A 16,254-nucleotide genomic window follows, 5' to 3' on the forward strand; every position below is an offset into this window, starting at 1 on the left:
ATACCGAACACAGAAGATAAGCCCGCCAGCGTTCCCTGTTGTACTGAAGTGTGCGAGCCTTCGGGAAGCTTGGATCGCTGCCATGAGTCTTTCTTTATCTTTCTTATTTTGTAATTGTTTTTTGAAAAGAAGAGTTTACGGCAGGTTTGTTTTTGAAACAAATGCCGGAAATTTATTCAAAATGTTGCAGCAAAACGTTTGTGACAAAATGTTTGTAAATAACGTTTGCAAACAAAAATCAAAAAGAGCCAACGTGGCAGAGCGGCTATGCGTTCGCCTGCAGAGCGAATCTACTCCGGTTCAAATCCGGACGTTGGCTTTTCATTTTTAATATTTCTTTCAGAATAATTTATTATGTTTGTTTTTCTTTCTATTCTTCGGATATTTTGTTTATTTTTTGTAAAAGGAGAAAATCATCATGAAATACGAAATCAAAGGAACCCCGTTCCCCGTTGTCACCTGCCACCTCGAAAGAGGCGAAACCATGGTCACCGAAAAAGGCGCGATGTCTTGGATGACCGACAAAATGAAAATGGAAACAAACACCGGCGGCGGATTAATGAAAGGACTGTCGCGCATGTTTTCCGGTGAATCCATCTTTTTGAACAATTACACCGCCGAAGGCGACGACCAATTCATTACATTCGGCTCGTCTTTTCCCGGCCGTATTTTGGATTTCAAACTTGAAGGCGGCAGAACAATCATCGCTCAAAAAGATGCGCTCTTGGCAATGGAAAAATCGGTTGAAATGAGCATTCATTTTAAGAAACGCGTCGGCGCCGGCTTTTTCGGCGGCGAAGGCTTTATCATGCAGAAATTTACCGGCAGCGGTTATGTCTTTTTGGAAATTGACGGCGATGTCGTCGAATACGATTTGAAAGCCGGCGAACGCCTGATGATTGATCAGGGACATTTGGCCGCGATGGAAGATACTGTTTCCTTTGATATTACAACCGTCAAAGGCGCGAAAAACATTCTTTTCGGCGGCGAAGGTTTGTTCCTCGGAACAGTGACCGGTCCCGGAAAAGTTTGGATTCAGACCATGCCGATGGGCAATTTGGTGGATATATTCCTTTCCAAAATTCCGCCGAGCAACGGCTGAAGAAATTTCATTTTTCTTTTTTTAATTTTTTTTGTTTTAAAGTTCCGGTATCGCATTTACGGCATCAATCTATTTTGTGGAAAACATCGTGAACGCATCAGGCCGACATTTTGCCTAAACCCGTCGAATTCGACGGGTTTAAATTAGGATTATGTAATGTTTCGTTAAAATTTGATAACTCAGGATTGGCCTTGATCTATTTTTAAAAATGAAACATCGTTTTTAATAAAGCTCGTGAAAAACCGAACGCCGTTTTTTCTTTAATATTTTGATTTTTTATTTGTTTTTCGGGTTTTAACGGGCGTTCGGGTTTAATTTGTTTTTGAAAAACGGATGTTTCGGTTTGTCCAAAAATGCGAAAAAAACACAAACAGAAAACGTCTCTCACACTTTCGACCGTACTCGTTTTTTAAACTTATCAAAAGCCGATGTTTCATTTTGAAATCGCGTCAAACTCGGCTCTAATTTCCGAATTCGACTGACGCGAAGCGGCAGGAGAATTGGAAATTAGAGAGGTTTTTAATTAAAATAAAATATGAGATGAAATCTGAACACTGTTTTTGTTGAGTTTTGAAAAAGGATGTTTTTTTCAAGATTGCCAATGTAAAATCATAAAATCTGCCGCCCGCCTCGCGCGAGCTGCACAAATTTTTAAAACAGAATCGAAAACCCGAAACACAGGTTTTACAATTATTTTTTCTTCTTCGAAAGCGCACTCGCCACCATAATCGCATTCGTATAGTGCCCCGCCGACCGTGAGGTGTCGACAAAAACATGACTGTCCGTTAAAATCGGCGCCCCGAGACCGTCGCCGCCGCCCAGGAATGCCAGCGATCTGAAAATCAAATTGCCGGTAATGCCGTTCGGCGCCAAAATATAGTTGGAATGCTCAAACGCTTCTTCCAAATCCAGTTTGTAATCAACGATGTGAAGCTTCTTTTCTTCCGTAATTGTCCGGACAATTTCTGCCGCTTCCTTTTGTCCGTTCTCGTCGGGGCTTGAAATTAAGCCGACGGAAGGCGAAACGCCGAGGCGCTTAAGCAAATGCGCGCCGAGACAAATAAATTCGATTTTATCTTCCGTTGTCGTCCCTTCGTCAATGCCGACCGGCGCAAAAAAGTAAGGATTTCCGTCTTTTGTCAGCAAAATTGCGATTCTGTGAATCTTATTGATATGACAGGCCTTTTTCAAATTCGAAAGCGAATCCGAAGCCTTTGCCGTTCCGCGAATCGCCGCGTCAACCTTTTCTGAAACAAGCATTGAAACCAATTCGTCTTCCGGATTCATTGTGTCCCGAATTTCAAACGGCAAGTCCAGCGGCTCGTCTTCTCCAATCTTATAGTAAATGCGGGAAGCCTTTTCAATTTCGGATTTGTCGCCGACTAAAATCACATCGGCATAATCCTTTCCGACTGCCGCCGCGGCGCATCTGATTGTTTCCGGATCCGGGTCCCGAACCCCCATCGCAACCGTTGCATGTTTGGAAACGGCAATCTTTTCAATCACACCGATTAACTTTTCCATCTCACTTTCCGATTCTTTTTCGTTGAATTCCATTTTTTCCCCTGTCATTCAATCAGCCGTTTTTTGCAGATTTGTTTTTGTAATTTTGTTTTGTTTTTCTCACTATTGTTTTTTCACTATTTAGTCTTTCTTCAAAAGCGCGTCTGATACGGCTTTTCTCATCACGCCGATGTCCGGCTTCTTCCCGGTCCAGATTTCAAACGCCAAAGCGCCCTGAAACACAAGCATCATCATACCGTTCATCGTCTCGGCACCCGCCGCTTTCGACTCCTTCAAAAACGTCGTCTCTTCCGGATTGTAAACAATATCAAAAACCGTTTTCTTTGAAACACAGGATCGAATCATTTCTTCTTTCTGTTCCGTTTTCAAAAGAGGAAGCTTGTCAAATAAAGAAACATCTTCATATTTTCCCATGCCGAGCTCCGTTGTCTGAATGATAATGTCCGCTTCTTTCAAATCATTCCAGCCCGATTCAAAACCGCTTCCCGAAACATTCGAATTTCCTGTTTTTTCGGCAATTTCATCCGCTAAACGCTGCGCTTTTTCAGCCGTCCGATTAATAATTTTGACAGAATTTCCGCGCTCTGCAAAAAACAAAGAAATCGATTTTGACGCCCCGCCCGCGCCGACAATGAGAATCTTTTTCCCGTCCGTTTGGCATCCTGCCTCTTCCAGCGCGGCAAATGCGCCCGCAGCATCCGTGTTGTATCCGTAAATTCTCCCGTCCTTAAATGTTAGCGTATTCACGGCACCTGCTTTTTCGGCAAAAGCGTCAGGAATTATCAAATCCGTTTCAAAGATTTTTTCTTTCAGCGGAATCGTCAAATTCAATCCGCCAAAACCTTCCGCCTGCGCCTTTAAAATTGCTTCTTTCAAATTTTCGGGCTCGACCGCATAAGCTTTGTATTCGCAGTCTGTCATCCCGAGCGCGTTAAACGCCGCCGTATGCATGGCCGGCGACAGCGAATGGCTTACGGGAAACCCGAAAACGCCGAATCTGCAGTTTTTCATTTTCTCCCCAATTTTTAACTTTTTCAGGAAAGTCCGAGCAGCTGGAATCCTTTTTTAATCCGGCCGACCGAAAGCTGTCCGGGTGCCGCTTCTTCGTCAATGTAGCCGTAAGAGAGAATCGAACCGTAAAAAGGCGCCAAAACACGCGTTTGCTTGCCGAGTTCGCCCATTGCAATCAGACAGATTTTTTCAGGCGTTTTGCTTCTGAGACCCGCTTCATAGAGCTTTAAAACATCTTTTTTTGTCTCGGGCATGACGGCAACCTTTGCAATATCCGCGCCCTTTTCAAAAGATTTTTCCAGGACTTTTTCAATCTTTTTCCGCGACGGCATATCTTTCTCATCGAAATAATGAGACGAAATAATAATTTTCGTATTGAATTTTTCGGCAATCTTTTTGCATTCGAAAATTCTTTTCTTGGAACTTCGCCGCTCAATGTCAATAAAATCAACATCGCCGATGATTTCTTTAATGACTTCAAAACGGTTTTCTTCGGTTCCTTCAAAAGCGCCGCCTTCATCTTTAGACCGCAGCGTTCCAATCACCGGAAGACCCGTTTCTTTGGCTTCTGAAATCCAGATTTTCATTTGATCCGTCAAAGCGCTTTCTTCAAAATCCGCCTTCAAATATTTTTCAAATCCGGGCGTGTTGTTCAGCAGCAAATCAAAGCGCAGTTCCAGCAAATCCGCGCCCTTTTCCTTACCGCCGGCTGCATTTTCTTTGACATTCTTTGTAATTGTTCCGACAGCCGCCGGCCGGGTGAAATAAGTCATTTCGACATCCCTCCTGGGTTTTTCAATCAAATTCTTTTTAATTTTCAATGATTTTTTCCGTGACCTGCATTCCGAAATGCCGGCCGGCCTCTTCAATCTTGACAAGAACTTCGTCGCCGTCTTTGATTTGCGTCACCGAGACACTTTTGCCGTCGGGCCTGACAAGCTTCACCGTTTCCGCATTCTGCAAAATCACTTTCAATACTTTTCCTTCCGCTTCCGCTTCCAAAAGCATCATCGGCCGCGATTCGATTTTCACGCGCCCGACAATTCCCGGCCTCGTTTTGCCGTCCGCGCCGACAATCGTCAAGTCATCTCCCGCTTTCAATTCCGAAAGATAACGCGTGATGTCATTCACTTTCATATAAGAATAAACAGCACCGGCATTCACCCGAAACGGACGGGAAGCCACATACGGGCTGTCGTCGACTTCCGAATGAATTAAAAACAATCCCGCAGACTGCGATCCGATCAGCATGCCTTCGCCGGGCGTCATCAAATTGCAGGTGTCCACACAGACGCGGTCGCCCATGCCGAGCGGCCTGACCGTCACAATTCTGGCCGGCACCAGCGCCTCGGCCGCGCAGCCGCTCATCTTAACGGTATTTGCAATCTTTTTAATTTCACTCATATCGTTCGATTCAATCAAAACACCGTCGACACCCTTTTCCAAAATCTGAAGCGCTGTCTGCGCCTCTTCATCCGTCCGGACATCGGTAATAATTTCAACATCGTACTTTTCAAGCGCCGCAATCAGATTTTCAAGCGGAATGATGCGCCAGTCGCCGGCCGAGATGATTAAATAATCCGCCGTTTTGCCGACCGCTGCCGCAAACAATTCTGTTTTTTTGTTTTGAATGTCAACGTACGCCGCAACGGTTTTTCCGGCAGCTTTCATTTCTTTCATCTGCTTTAATTCGGCCGTTTCGGCTTTTTCATCATCGGATTCAGCTAAAATCGGAATGTTCCAAACCCAAACATCGGCGTCTTCAGGCGTTTTTTCGCCGCTGAAGAAACAAGCAGTTTTGATCTTTCCGAGCTGTTTGATTTCGGGAAGATCTGCCGCGTCGGCAAACACGAAATCCGCCCCGGATTCCATGGCTGCCGTTATCTGGTTTCTTTTTGTATTCCAATCTCCTTCTGCTGCTTTGATCCATACGTTTTTCATCGTCTCATTCCTGCTGATTATTTTCGGATTAATTATCTTCTGATTAATTATTTCCTGATTAATTATTTTCCGGATTGATTATTTTCCGGATTGATTATTTTCCGGATTGATTATTTTCCGGATTGATTATTTCCTGATTAATTATTTTCTGTCTTGTTCTTTACGTGCTTTCTTCTGGCTGTTTTTCAATTCCGGCTGTTTGTTGCTGCTGGAATATTTATGAGCGTCTTTCGGCTTGCTTGAGGCCGCTGTCTGCGGGGCGGATGTCTGCGGTTTGGATGCGGGTTTCGAAGCCGGCTTTGATGCCGGTTTTGAAGCGGACTTGGGTGCGGATTTGGATGCGGGCTTTGCGGCCGGCTTTGATTTTTTATCGGCCGATTCGCCGAATAAACCGCCGAACAGTCCTTTTTCCTGTCCTTTCTTCTGGGTTTTCCGCGGGCTTTTCTTTTCGTCCGCTTCTTTTTCGCCGAGATACATCAAAAGGACAACCGCGGCAATGATAATAATCAGCAGAATGCCGCCGATTAAAATCCAATTCCACGGAATTTCCGTTCCTTCCTTTTCTCCGACCGTCAGCGTAAATGTCTGGTTGCCCACGACAAGTGTGGTGTAGCCGGCCGCTTCGGGCTTAAAGCTGAATGTGATGTCTTTTGTTTTCTTTGAATCCAGCGTTATTTTCTTTGTTTCGGTTTTGTTTTCGGCAGTGATTGTTATTTCCTGCGTGCCTTTTTCCGTTCCGGCATTTTCGATGGTGATGTCAATCTTCGCTGTTTTGCCGGCAGTAATTTGATCCGGCAGGCTGATGGTTGCCGCAAAATACGGACCGTTTTCCAAAACCCACATATCTTTTATGCCGGTTCTGTATCCTGTTCTGTATGCCGTCAGTTCAAAGTAACCGTGAGCCGATCCGGTTTCGGCAGTCATCATACCGTTTTCATCGGTTGTTCCGATATGATTGTCATTTCTGTAAACCGCTGCGCCGACGACTTTTGCGCCGTTTTCATCGGTGACATATAACTCAAATGAGCTTTCCGTAAAAATGTAATCCGGAATAATAATCTGAAGCGTTTCGCCATTTTCGGCGGTTGTTTTTGAAACGGATGTCGACGAATATCCGCTTTTTTCGGCTCTGAATTCATATGTGCCGTAATCGCCGACCGTATAAGAAATCGCGCCGCTTGAATTGGTTTCGCCGATTGAACTGCCGTTGACTTTAACGGTTGCGCCGGACAATTCTTTCCAGTCGCCGCTGTCGTTGTAATTGACTCTGATGATGACTTCTTCATTCGGATAGATGGTATCGGGCACTTCAATTCTTAAACCTGATGATGTCGATGTCTGGCTGCCGTTTGTCTGCGTGTACGGGAAGAAGCGCAGTTCGTCCGAATCGGCAACGTGAAGCGTCAGATTGTTCATCAGCAAAATATCCGATCCTCTGGAAAGGTTCACGGCATTTGCGTTGGTAAAAATCAATGCATTGCTTCCGGTGTATTCCACGCGCATATTTTCCATGGTTCTGCCGGCGCTGACATCTGTTGAATTTGCAGAAATCTGGAAGATGCCGCCGATTTTAATGAACTCGCTGGATCCGGAAAAGATTGTCGTGATGCGGACCGCGATAATCGGAATGGCCGTGCCGCCGACATTTGCTTCGTACACGAAATTATTTCCCTGGCTGATTGTGGCTTCTTTGACGGTTGTTCCGTCTTTTTTGAGGACCAGATTGACTCGGGTGCCGTTGTCGGTCAGGTTGCTGACCAGAAGCGTGTATCCTTCTTCTAAGCTGATGTTCGAGCCCGTATCGTACTGGCGGTTGCTGTCATTGTTAATCAGAACTTTGGAAACATCGCCGTCTTTGAGAAGGCTGACATTGCTGTCGGTGAAGTTTGTCGTATTGTTTTTGTCGGACGAGCTGTACCGGATGTATCCGGCAAAATAGTTTTCGCCGCCGAGATTAATGGACTGGTAGCTGCCCCAGTCGGAGTAATTGAAAGATTCGTTGTATGCGTTTGTCGCGTACAGGATCTGTTTTGCGGAAACGGAGCGTGAAATCGAACTGCTGACATCGAACGACAGATTTTCGGTTTCGGTGCTGTTTTTGTAATCAAAAGTCAGTCCCGGGAAACTCATGCCGTTCCAGCTTCGGATGACATTGGAGCTGTCATAAACGGTTCCCATATTCGGATATTGTTTCTCGCGGTCTGTTTTCGGATCTGAAATCAGTTCGAATTTTAATTTGGATGTGTCTTTCACATCGATTTTGATGTGTCCCATCAGTGTGACGGTCCGGTCGGCATCTAATTTGATGCGGCTCGGGTTTTTCATTTTGATGTGCGTGTCATTGACGTTTGTAATTTCCATTGCGCCGATGCTTTTTCCGGTATACACTTCGGTTGAACTTTCGGAAATTTGGAAAATGCCGTCAATCACGGCGGTCGTTCCGTCCAATCCTTTGACGTGAACGGCGACAACCGGAAGCGTGCCGACGTCATCCAATGATCTTTCGTAAACGTATGTCGTGTTGTTTGAAACGGTTTCATTTTTGACGACATTTCCGTTTCTCTCAAGGATTAATCTGAATTGTCTGCTGCTTTCGCTGACATCTTCGACTTTTAATTTGTATCCGTTTTCCAAATTGTAAGTGTTGCCCGAGCTGATTCTTTTCTCGTCGTCACTGTCAATCAAAACCGGATAAATTCTGTCATCGGACAGGGTGCTGATGTTGCTGCTTGTAAATTGCGTCGTTGAGTTGTTGCCCGAGCTTGAGCGGGTGTATCCTGCAAAATACGGTTCGCCCTGCCAGCCGATGACGCGGTAGCTGCCCCAATCGGAATAATTGAAGCGAAGGGGCTTTGTTTCGGTGATGTATTCCGCGTTGTCGGCATTGATCTGCCGGTCGCTTGCGGAAATTGTCAGCGTGATGTTTTCGGTGTAAACGCCTCTGTCCAGGTCATACCAAAGTCCTGAATAGATGGCGGGCGTCCATGTGTATGTTGATGACATTCCCTGGTCCTGGTCCCATGCGTTGCTGCCTTTGATGGCGGCAGCGGCGGCGGGCGCGGCCAGTGATGCGGCTAAAACCAAACTCAGTAAAATTAAAAAGCTCAGATATTTTATTTTATTTGTCTTTATGTCTTTAATCATGTGTGGCACTCGATACTGTTTGTATTGGGTAGTGTGAAATGAATTGTGTGAAATTCTGCAATTGTGAAATCTGTAATTGTGAAATTACTGTGAAATTACTGTGAATTCGTAAGTGTTGTGAAATTGTTGGAATGTATGTGAAATCAGATTTGAAAATTTGATGTGAAAATGCGGTAATTGAAATAATGCCGAAATTCCCGCGTTTGTTTTTATTTACTGTTCAAATCATATATTTTTAATATGCGCTAAGGTTTATTTATATTATTGTTTCTATCCTGCTTGAAAATATTAAAAAACAGTTTAATATTCCCGACTTTTTTTCAGATTATGTTTCAAAAAATGATTCAATTCTTTCAAAAATTCATTCGGGATGAGTCGGGCGTTTCCGCCGTTTTCGGCGCCCTCTTGCTGCTGGCCGTTTTATCGCTTTTCTTTTCCGCTTTTTTATTGACGGCCGTTCCCGCTCAAATTATGGCCGAGGAGTCCGATAAAAATGAACAGCTGCTCTCCGATATCTTGAAATTGTCTGAAAACCCGGCCTCGTCGGGGCGGTCGTCTTTTCATTCCCAATATGCTTCCGTTCATACGGAAACCGGCGGCGGAATTATTTTCTGCGCCGATCTTTCCGTGCCGGCCGAAACAAAATCTTTTTTGGAAGCGGACGATGATTTGGATTCATTATTTCCCGGAATTGATTTCGGTGCCCGTTCTGAAATGAATTTTGGTTCTGACTCCGATTCCGATTTAGATTCTGACTCTTATTCGAATCTTGATTCTGATTCCGATTCTGATCCGGATTTTGATTCTGATTCCGATTCCGATTTTGATTCTGACTCCGGTTCTGATTTTTATTCCGCTTCCGATTCGAACTTTGATTCTGATCTTTATTCTGATTTTGTTCCGTATCAATTAAGTTCCGGATCGCTTTTGTTTTCATGCCGTTATTCTCAGCTTCCCGACTGTGTTTATTCTTCGGGGGATTCCTCTTTGCTTTTGATTCAAAATGAGGGTTTTTCTTTTTTGAAGCCGCCTTCTGTTTCCGTTCGAAGAGGAGGCGACGGCGGAATTTTGCTGTCTTTATCGGGTGATTTAGTTCATTTTACTTCTTCGCCTGCTTTCGGTAATTTGACGGTTTTGGATTACAGGGTTGTTCAAACGGCGGACGTTCATGATTTTGTTTCATTTGTCTGTGTCCGTTATGTTCCGCCTGCTTCGTCTGAATCGGGCATTTTGAATGAAGTCAGTTCGGCAAAAAAAGCGGCGTTTGCTTTGTATTTTTCTCAGCTGAATGACCGGATCAACCGCGATTTTCCGGAGTTGGAATCTGAATTTGATTCCAAAAATCTGATTTTAACAATTTCTTCAAGTTCTTCTTTTGAAATTGATGTTCGGGTTCGGGAAATCGAATACGATTTTTCATGACGGGAAATGAAATGCAAAAAAGAAGAAGTTTGAAATTTAATGAAAAGAAGGCTGATATAAAGCGTTTTATCGAATGCGTTTTGATGAAAAGGAGCTTGATAAAAAGAAGTTTGATGAAAAAGTTTAATGAAAAAATTTGATGAAAAAATTTGATAAAAAAATTCGATGAAAATTTCATTTCACCGGTTTTAATTTTTTTAAAAATTTAGAAAAAAAGCGGGCCCGGGAGGATTCGAACCCCCGGCATTCGGGTTAGAAGCCCGACGCTATATCCTGGCTAAGCCACGAGCCCAACGGATTGGATTTCAAAGAAAGCCTTTTTTCTCATATATACCTTTTGTTCCGATTTTTTTTGATTTTGCGATTTTTCGCCGAGCTTCATTCAGATTCTTATTTTCGGGGCTGAAAATCTGCTGTTTAGGCTGCATTTTTTTGCATCATTCGTCATGAAGCCGTTTTTTCGGAAAAACATTTAAATCTGTTGGGAAGTTGGTATTTTATATTCATGACGTTTTCGTGATGTTTCTGCATCGGTTTATTGTTGGTTTATTGCAGAATTCTTCATTGAGAACAGCGCGTTTGCGCCTGAAATCATGTCAATTAAATAAATGATTATAAAATCAATATCACAAAATGTATCGGGTGATTCAGAAATGAGCGAGAATTTAATGTATGCGAACGGCAAGTTTGTTCCCGAGAACCAACCTGTCATATCCGTTTTCGACCATGGTTTTCTTTACGGCGACGGTGTTTTTGAAGGAATCCGCGCTTACAAAGGCCGCGTTTTCAAATTGAGAGAACACGTTGACCGCTTGTTTGACTCCGCCAAAGCCATCGACTTGGACATCGGCATGTCAAAAGAAGATATGGAAGAAGCCATTCTTGAAACGCTCCGCCAAAACAATTTAAAAGACGCTTACATCCGCCCGATCGTTTCCCGCGGCAACGGCGATTTAGGTCTTGACCCGCTCAAATGCGGTAAATCTAATGTTTTTATCGTTGCGAAAACGATGGATTCTTTATATGATGTCATGGAACTCAAAGCAATCACCGTCGGCATCCGCAGAAACGCGCCCGACATGCTCTCTCCGAACATCAAATCTTTGAATTATTTGAACAATATCATGGCCAAAATCGAAGCCAACGCCAAAGGCGGCCAGGAAGCGATTTTCCTGGACAGCAACGGTTATGTCGCCGAAGGCTCGGGAGATAATATTTTCATCATCAAGAACGGCATTGTTTACACGCCGCCGACGATTAACAACTTAAAAGGAATCACGAGAGCAACCGCAATCGAACTCCTTGAAAAGAACAAAATCCCGGTCCGCGTCGAAAACATCGGTCTCTTTGACGTTTACACCGCCGATGAAATCTTTGTCACCGGAACAGCCGCGGAAGCCGCAGCTGTTGTCTGGGTGGACGGCAGAACGATCGGCACAGGCAAAACCGGCCCTGTCACCGCTCTGATGCTTAAAGAATTCGAAAGAATTACAACCACAACGGGAACGGAAATCTACACCAAGAAAGCGCCGACAAGAGCCGCAGCAAAACCGGCAGCAAAGACCGCAGCCGCAAAACCCGCAGCTGCAAAACCTGCCGCAAAACCCGCGGCAAAGGCTGCTGCCAAACCGGCTTCCAAACCTGCCGCAAGAACAGCTGCCTCCAAGACTGCCGCTGCTAAACCGGCCGCAAAGCCCGCTGCAAGAACCGTTGCCAAGACGGCTGTTGCAAAACCCGCGGCTAAACCGGCTGCCAAAACGGCTGCGACAAAAGCGCCGGCAAAGAAACCTGCCGCAAAACCCGCGGCAAAGAAACCGGCGACAAAAAAGTAATTTCTTAATATTTTTAAAATCAAATGTGCAATTTTTGCACATTTTTTTGTTTTTTGACTTAGCTTATTATTTTTGTTTTTTGAATTCATTCATTTATTCTGTCATTATATTTTGATTTCTGATGTTTTTCAATCATAATCGGCGGACTTGTTTTTCAATCACTATTTAATGTTTTTGTTTTTGAAAAAATAAAATTTGTTATATGGATTGGCGTTTTTCAATCAAATGATTATTAAATCAGTGGTTTTGATTTTAACAACTAATTTATATCTGAATGAATTTAACTTTGATGTAATTATGATTTAACTATGATGTAATTATAATGTGATTATAATGTGATTATAATGTGATTACACCAAAAATAATTCATTTATTTGGGAGGCATATTTATGATTCAAATCAGACCTGTCACAGATTTAAGATATAAATTCTCGGAAATCGAAGCCGCTGTTAAGAACGGTCCCGTTTACCTCACAAAAAACGGACACGGTTCGCTCGTTGTCATGGATTTAGGACAATATGCAAAATTGACAAACAACATTGACGCGTTATTGTAGGAAGCTGAATGCGAAGCGAAAGAAACCGGTGTCTGGCTCACAGGAGAAGAGGTGTTCGGGCGATTGAGAGATCGTTATGGCGGAGATAAAATATTATAAAATCAAAATCCTTCCTCTATTTGAAAAAGACTTAACGGAAAGTTTGAATTATATTACTTATGAGCTTCAAAACCCGGCAGCTGCAACTTTGTTGTTGGAAGAAGTCCAAAAAGCAATCTCTGAAAGACTTTTTGTCCCTGCTTCTTTTGAAGCTTATTTCCCTCCGAACAGTACGGAACCGCATTACCGTATATATGTTCGGAATTATCTTATTTTTTATACGGTTGTCGATGATACTGTTCGATTAAGGCGGTTTGTTTATAACCGCAGAAATATTGAACAGCTGCTGCAAATTTCTGATATTTAACGACATTTTTTCAAATATTTTCCGAATCATTTTTCCAAATACGCTTGCGTTTCATTAATTATATATACTGAAAAACAGGTTATTCTTCACCGCGCGCAGACACGCGCTTTAACTCTTATTTATTATTTTCATTATCTCATTCATTTCGGTATAACATGGCAACTTTACAGGAACAGATTCGGGAAGTCGAAGAAGAAATCAAAAAGACGACTTACAACAAGGCCACCTCTTTTCACATCGGCAGGCTGAAAGCGAAGCTTGCGAAACTGCATGATGAGGTTGAAAAGAAAAGCTCATCCGGCGGAACGGGTGAAGGCTACAGTGTCAAAAAGTCGGGTGACGCAACCGTCACGCTTGTCGGTTTTCCGTCTGTGGGTAAGTCGACGCTTCTCAATAAACTGACCGATGCCAATTCTGAAGTCGGCGCTTACGCGTTTACGACGCTCACTGTTGTTCCGGGCGTCATGGAATACAAAGGCGCGATTATTCAGATTTTGGACGTTCCCGGTCTCGTTAAGGGTGCCGCTTCCGGGCGCGGGCGCGGAAAAGAAGTGATTGCCGTCATCCGCAGTTCCGATCTTGTTATTTTTCTGCTGGACGTTTTCCAGCCGACGCACTATCAGGTTTTGATGGAGGAGCTTTACGAAGCCGGTATTCGAATCGACCAAACGCCGCCCGATGTCGTCATCAAAAAGGTTGATCGCGGCGGAATCCGTATCAATTCAACGGTTGAATTGGATTATTTGGACGAAGATACGATTAAGTCCATCATGGACGAATACAAAATCCATAACGCGACCGTTCTTTTCAGAGAAAACATCACCGTCGACCAATTTATTGATGTTGTCGCCGGCAACCGCAGTTACGTCTCGTCCATGATTGTCGTCAACAAAGTTGATTTGGCAAACGATTCCATTTTGGAAGACAACAAAAAGAGATACCCCGACGCTGTCTTTATTTCCGCGCACAACAGCCAGAATTTAGATATGCTCCGCGACGTTCTTTACGATCGCCTCGGCTTCATCCGCGTTTACATGAAACCCCAGGGCGAAGCCGCCGATTTGGAAGAGCCGATGATTGTTTTGCGCGGCACCGATGTCGGGCAAATCTGCGACCGTCTGCATAAGGATTTCAGAAAGAAATTCAGATTCGCATACGTTTGGGGCAATTCTGCGAAACATCCGGGACAGCGTGTCGGACTGGACCATAAATTAATGGACGGTGACATTCTCTCCGTCGTGATTCAGAAATAATTCTGAAATGAGCGGCAAGTTTTGTTCGTCACAAGATTTTTAATTTATTCTGTCCTTGAATCTTTTATTCTTTTCAATATTTTATTTTGAATTTCTATCATTAATTTCATCTTAATTCATTGCCTTAATTTCATTATCTCAGCATTTCAAGAAGGAAAAATATGACATTCAGCGCTTACATTAATTTTGACGGTAACTGCCGCGAGGCGGTGACATTTTACGCGAAAGCTTTCGGTAAAGATGTTCCGGATTTTTCAACTTACGGGGACATGCCGCCGGATCCTAATTTTCAGATTTCGGATGAAATGAAGACGATCGTGATGTACTGCGATATGGAAATCGGCGGCACGAATGTTATGTTTTGCGACATGCCGCCGGAATTTGAAACAATTGTCGGGAACAATGTCACTTTGGTTTTCGGAAGCAAAGATAAAGAAGAAATTCAAGCTGTTTTTGCCCGTTTAAGCGAAGGCGGAACCGTTTCAATGGAATTGCAGGAAACATTTTACGCCGCTCTTTACGGAATGCTTGTTGACAAATTCGGAATCACATGGCAAATTATTTGGGAAGACGGCATCAAATGGAAATAATAATTTAATTTGTCTTACCTCTATTCATCTTATTCATCTCGGGATTTTTCATTATGACAATTTCAAAACCAAGGGGAACACGCGACTTTCTGCCGGAAGAAATGGCCAAGAGGCGTGCTGTTGAATTTAAACTTCGCGAAGTGATTCAAAAATGGGGCTACGGGGAAATCGTCACGCCGACTTTTGAAGAACTTGAGCTTTTCACGCTCAAATCCGGTCAGGGAGTCATCGGCGAACTTTACAATTTCACGGACAAGGGCGACCGCGAAATGACGCTTCGCCCCGAGCTGACGGCGCCCGTTATGCGCGCTTATGTGAATGAAATGCAGTCTTTTTCAAGACCGATCAAGCTTTTTTATTTTGAAAATTGTTTCCGCTACGAGCGCCCGCAAAAAGGGCGTTACAGAGAGTTCTGGCAGTTCGGCGCCGAACTTATCGGCAGCAGCAAGCCGGAAGCGGATGCCGAAGTCATCGCGCTTGCCATGACAATGATTTCTGCCGTCGGCATCAAGGGCGATCTTAACATCGGAAATTTGTCCGTTCTCAGACATCTGCTCGCGCAAATCACGACGGAATCAGCCGTCTCTGATCAGATTATGCGTTTCATCGACAAGAAAGAGTATGAAAATTTAGACGCTTATCTCGGCGAACTTTCCGTTCCGGCGGACTTGGTCGATAAAATCCGTAAAACGGTTTCGCTTTCGGGCAAAGACGGGTTTGCGGCAATTGCCGGCGCGCGCGAAGTTGTCGGTAATCTGCCTGAGCTCGATGCTTTTGAAAAGACGCTCACGCTTCTTGCCGCCTACGGCGTTACGGATTATACCGTTAATTTCGGTGTCGCGCGCGGTTTGGATTATTACACCGGAATTGTTTTTGAAGTCTACGCCGACGGCCTCGGCGCCCAAAAACAAATTTGCGGCGGCGGCTCTTACAAACTGATTTCCCTGTTTGGCGGCGGCGACGTTGTGTCGACAGGATTCGGAATCGGCTTTGATCGAATCATGGAAATTTGTGACATTCCGGCCGAAAAACCCGAAACAATCGTTTTGATTACAAAACCCGAAACCCAAACGGCAGGCATTGAAATTGCCGGAAAGCTTCGTTCAGGCGTTTCCGTTTTGACCGATGTCATGGGCCGCAATTTCAAAGCGCAGATGGAATACGCCAATACGGTCGGCGCCGATTATGTTTTGATTGTCGGTGAAAAGGAGCTGGAATCCGGACTTTTGTCTTTGAAAGATATGAAAAGCGGCGAACAGGTTTCATTGAGTTTGGAAGAATTAATTTCGAAATTTTCTTAATTTTTCTTTCTTCTTAATTCTTCTTCAATTTCATTTGCTTCATTTGTTTTGTTTCATATGTTTTGTTTCATATGTTTTGTTTCATATGTTTTGTTTCATATGTTTTGTTTCATATGTTTTGTTTCATATGTTTTGTTTCATATGTTTTGTTTCATATGTTTTGTTTCATAT

At 43.8% G+C, this 16,254-nt stretch carries 12 protein-coding genes, 2 tRNA genes and 1 pseudogene; 9 read left to right on the forward strand and 6 right to left on the reverse strand.

Annotation, left to right across the window (positions count from 1 at the left end; translation table 11 throughout):
• Positions 1 to 247 precede the first annotated feature (247 nt).
• Both MmiAt1_RS00810 and MmiAt1_RS00815 read left to right on the forward strand, forming a co-directional pair.
• Positions 248 to 319 (forward strand) — tRNA-Cys (locus tag MmiAt1_RS00810).
• A gap of 99 nt (positions 320 to 418) precedes the next feature.
• Entirely contained in the window at positions 419 to 1,102 is a 684-nt protein-coding gene (locus MmiAt1_RS00815; RefSeq protein ID WP_318785014.1) for a TIGR00266 family protein, read from the forward strand.
• A gap of 690 nt (positions 1,103 to 1,792) precedes the next feature.
• Here the strand turns inward: MmiAt1_RS00815 and MmiAt1_RS00820 are convergent.
• The 5 genes from MmiAt1_RS00820 to MmiAt1_RS00840 form a co-directional block, all read right to left on the reverse strand.
• A complete protein-coding gene (locus MmiAt1_RS00820; RefSeq protein WP_318785015.1) occupies positions 1,793 to 2,674 on the reverse strand; it encodes a methyltransferase in 882 nt (293 codons plus the stop codon).
• Positions 2,675 to 2,746: 72 nt separating this feature from the next.
• Positions 2,747 to 3,637 (reverse strand): shikimate dehydrogenase, encoded by an 891-nt coding sequence (gene aroE / locus MmiAt1_RS00825; RefSeq protein ID WP_318785016.1) that lies wholly within the window; start codon positions 3,635 to 3,637, stop codon positions 2,747 to 2,749.
• Positions 3,638 to 3,660: 23 nt separating this feature from the next.
• Positions 3,661 to 4,410, reverse strand: a complete 750-nt coding sequence (gene aroD, locus MmiAt1_RS00830) for a type I 3-dehydroquinate dehydratase (RefSeq protein ID WP_318785017.1) — start codon at positions 4,408 to 4,410, stop codon at positions 3,661 to 3,663.
• 37 nt (positions 4,411 to 4,447) lie between these two features.
• On the reverse strand, positions 4,448 to 5,578 hold the full coding sequence (locus tag MmiAt1_RS00835; protein WP_318785018.1) for a 3-dehydroquinate synthase II: 1,131 nt from the start codon (positions 5,576 to 5,578) through the stop codon (positions 4,448 to 4,450).
• A gap of 141 nt (positions 5,579 to 5,719) precedes the next feature.
• On the reverse strand, positions 5,720 to 8,722 hold the full coding sequence (locus tag MmiAt1_RS00840; protein ID WP_318785019.1) for an S-layer protein domain-containing protein: 3,003 nt from the start codon (positions 8,720 to 8,722) through the stop codon (positions 5,720 to 5,722).
• Positions 8,723 to 9,061: 339 nt separating this feature from the next.
• On the opposite strand from MmiAt1_RS00840, the gene MmiAt1_RS00845 reads away from it, so the two are divergent.
• On the forward strand, positions 9,062 to 10,144 hold the full coding sequence (locus tag MmiAt1_RS00845) for a hypothetical protein (RefSeq protein ID WP_318785020.1): 1,083 nt from the start codon (positions 9,062 to 9,064) through the stop codon (positions 10,142 to 10,144).
• Between the two features lie 217 nt (positions 10,145 to 10,361).
• On the opposite strand, the gene MmiAt1_RS00850 is transcribed toward MmiAt1_RS00845, so the two are convergent.
• Positions 10,362 to 10,436 (reverse strand) — tRNA-Arg (locus MmiAt1_RS00850).
• A 361-nt stretch (positions 10,437 to 10,797) separates the two neighbouring features.
• Here MmiAt1_RS00850 and ilvE point away from each other — a divergent pair.
• From ilvE to hisS, 6 genes and pseudogenes are all read left to right on the forward strand, one after another.
• Positions 10,798 to 11,661: pseudogene (gene ilvE, locus MmiAt1_RS00855) on the forward strand (branched-chain-amino-acid transaminase); the annotation flags it as partial.
• Between the two features lie 704 nt (positions 11,662 to 12,365).
• On the forward strand, positions 12,366 to 12,533 hold the full coding sequence (locus MmiAt1_RS00860; protein WP_318785021.1) for a type II toxin-antitoxin system Phd/YefM family antitoxin: 168 nt from the start codon (positions 12,366 to 12,368) through the stop codon (positions 12,531 to 12,533).
• Between the two features lie 76 nt (positions 12,534 to 12,609).
• Positions 12,610 to 12,939: a type II toxin-antitoxin system RelE/ParE family toxin gene (locus MmiAt1_RS00865; protein ID WP_318785022.1), complete on the forward strand. Its 330-nt coding sequence runs from the start codon at positions 12,610 to 12,612 to the stop codon at positions 12,937 to 12,939.
• Positions 12,940 to 13,094: 155 nt separating this feature from the next.
• Positions 13,095 to 14,192, forward strand: coding sequence for an OBG GTPase family GTP-binding protein (locus MmiAt1_RS00870; RefSeq protein WP_318785023.1), 1,098 nt, complete (start codon positions 13,095 to 13,097; stop codon positions 14,190 to 14,192).
• Between the two features lie 161 nt (positions 14,193 to 14,353).
• The gene (locus MmiAt1_RS00875; protein ID WP_318785024.1) at positions 14,354 to 14,782 is read left to right on the forward strand and encodes a VOC family protein; all 429 of its coding nucleotides are present in this window, start codon (positions 14,354 to 14,356) and stop codon (positions 14,780 to 14,782) included.
• Positions 14,783 to 14,835: 53 nt separating this feature from the next.
• Positions 14,836 to 16,083, forward strand: a complete 1,248-nt coding sequence (gene hisS / locus MmiAt1_RS00880) for a histidine--tRNA ligase (protein ID WP_318785025.1) — start codon at positions 14,836 to 14,838, stop codon at positions 16,081 to 16,083.
• Positions 16,084 to 16,254: the final 171 nt, after the last annotated feature.

Origin of the sequence: Methanimicrococcus hacksteinii, from assembly GCF_032714515.1 — an archaeon.
GTDB classification, from domain to species: Archaea; Halobacteriota; Methanosarcinia; order Methanosarcinales; family Methanosarcinaceae; genus Methanimicrococcus; species Methanimicrococcus hacksteinii.

Coding starts and splice junctions, on each gene's coding strand:
- MmiAt1_RS00815 (WP_318785014.1), top strand. CDS start 419: ATGAAATACGAAATCAAAGGAACCCCGTTCCCCGTTGTCACCTGCCAC.
- MmiAt1_RS00820 (WP_318785015.1), bottom strand. CDS start 2,674: ATGACAGGGGAAAAAATGGAATTCAACGAAAAAGAATCGGAAAGTGAG.
- aroE (WP_318785016.1), bottom strand. CDS start 3,637: ATGAAAAACTGCAGATTCGGCGTTTTCGGGTTTCCCGTAAGCCATTCG.
- aroD (WP_318785017.1), bottom strand. CDS start 4,410: ATGACTTATTTCACCCGGCCGGCGGCTGTCGGAACAATTACAAAGAAT.
- MmiAt1_RS00835 (WP_318785018.1), bottom strand. CDS start 5,578: ATGAAAAACGTATGGATCAAAGCAGCAGAAGGAGATTGGAATACAAAA.
- MmiAt1_RS00840 (WP_318785019.1), bottom strand. CDS start 8,722: ATGATTAAAGACATAAAGACAAATAAAATAAAATATCTGAGCTTTTTA.
- MmiAt1_RS00845 (WP_318785020.1), top strand. CDS start 9,062: ATGATTCAATTCTTTCAAAAATTCATTCGGGATGAGTCGGGCGTTTCC.
- MmiAt1_RS00860 (WP_318785021.1), top strand. CDS start 12,366: ATGATTCAAATCAGACCTGTCACAGATTTAAGATATAAATTCTCGGAA.
- MmiAt1_RS00865 (WP_318785022.1), top strand. CDS start 12,610: ATGGCGGAGATAAAATATTATAAAATCAAAATCCTTCCTCTATTTGAA.
- MmiAt1_RS00870 (WP_318785023.1), top strand. CDS start 13,095: ATGGCAACTTTACAGGAACAGATTCGGGAAGTCGAAGAAGAAATCAAA.
- MmiAt1_RS00875 (WP_318785024.1), top strand. CDS start 14,354: ATGACATTCAGCGCTTACATTAATTTTGACGGTAACTGCCGCGAGGCG.
- hisS (WP_318785025.1), top strand. CDS start 14,836: ATGACAATTTCAAAACCAAGGGGAACACGCGACTTTCTGCCGGAAGAA.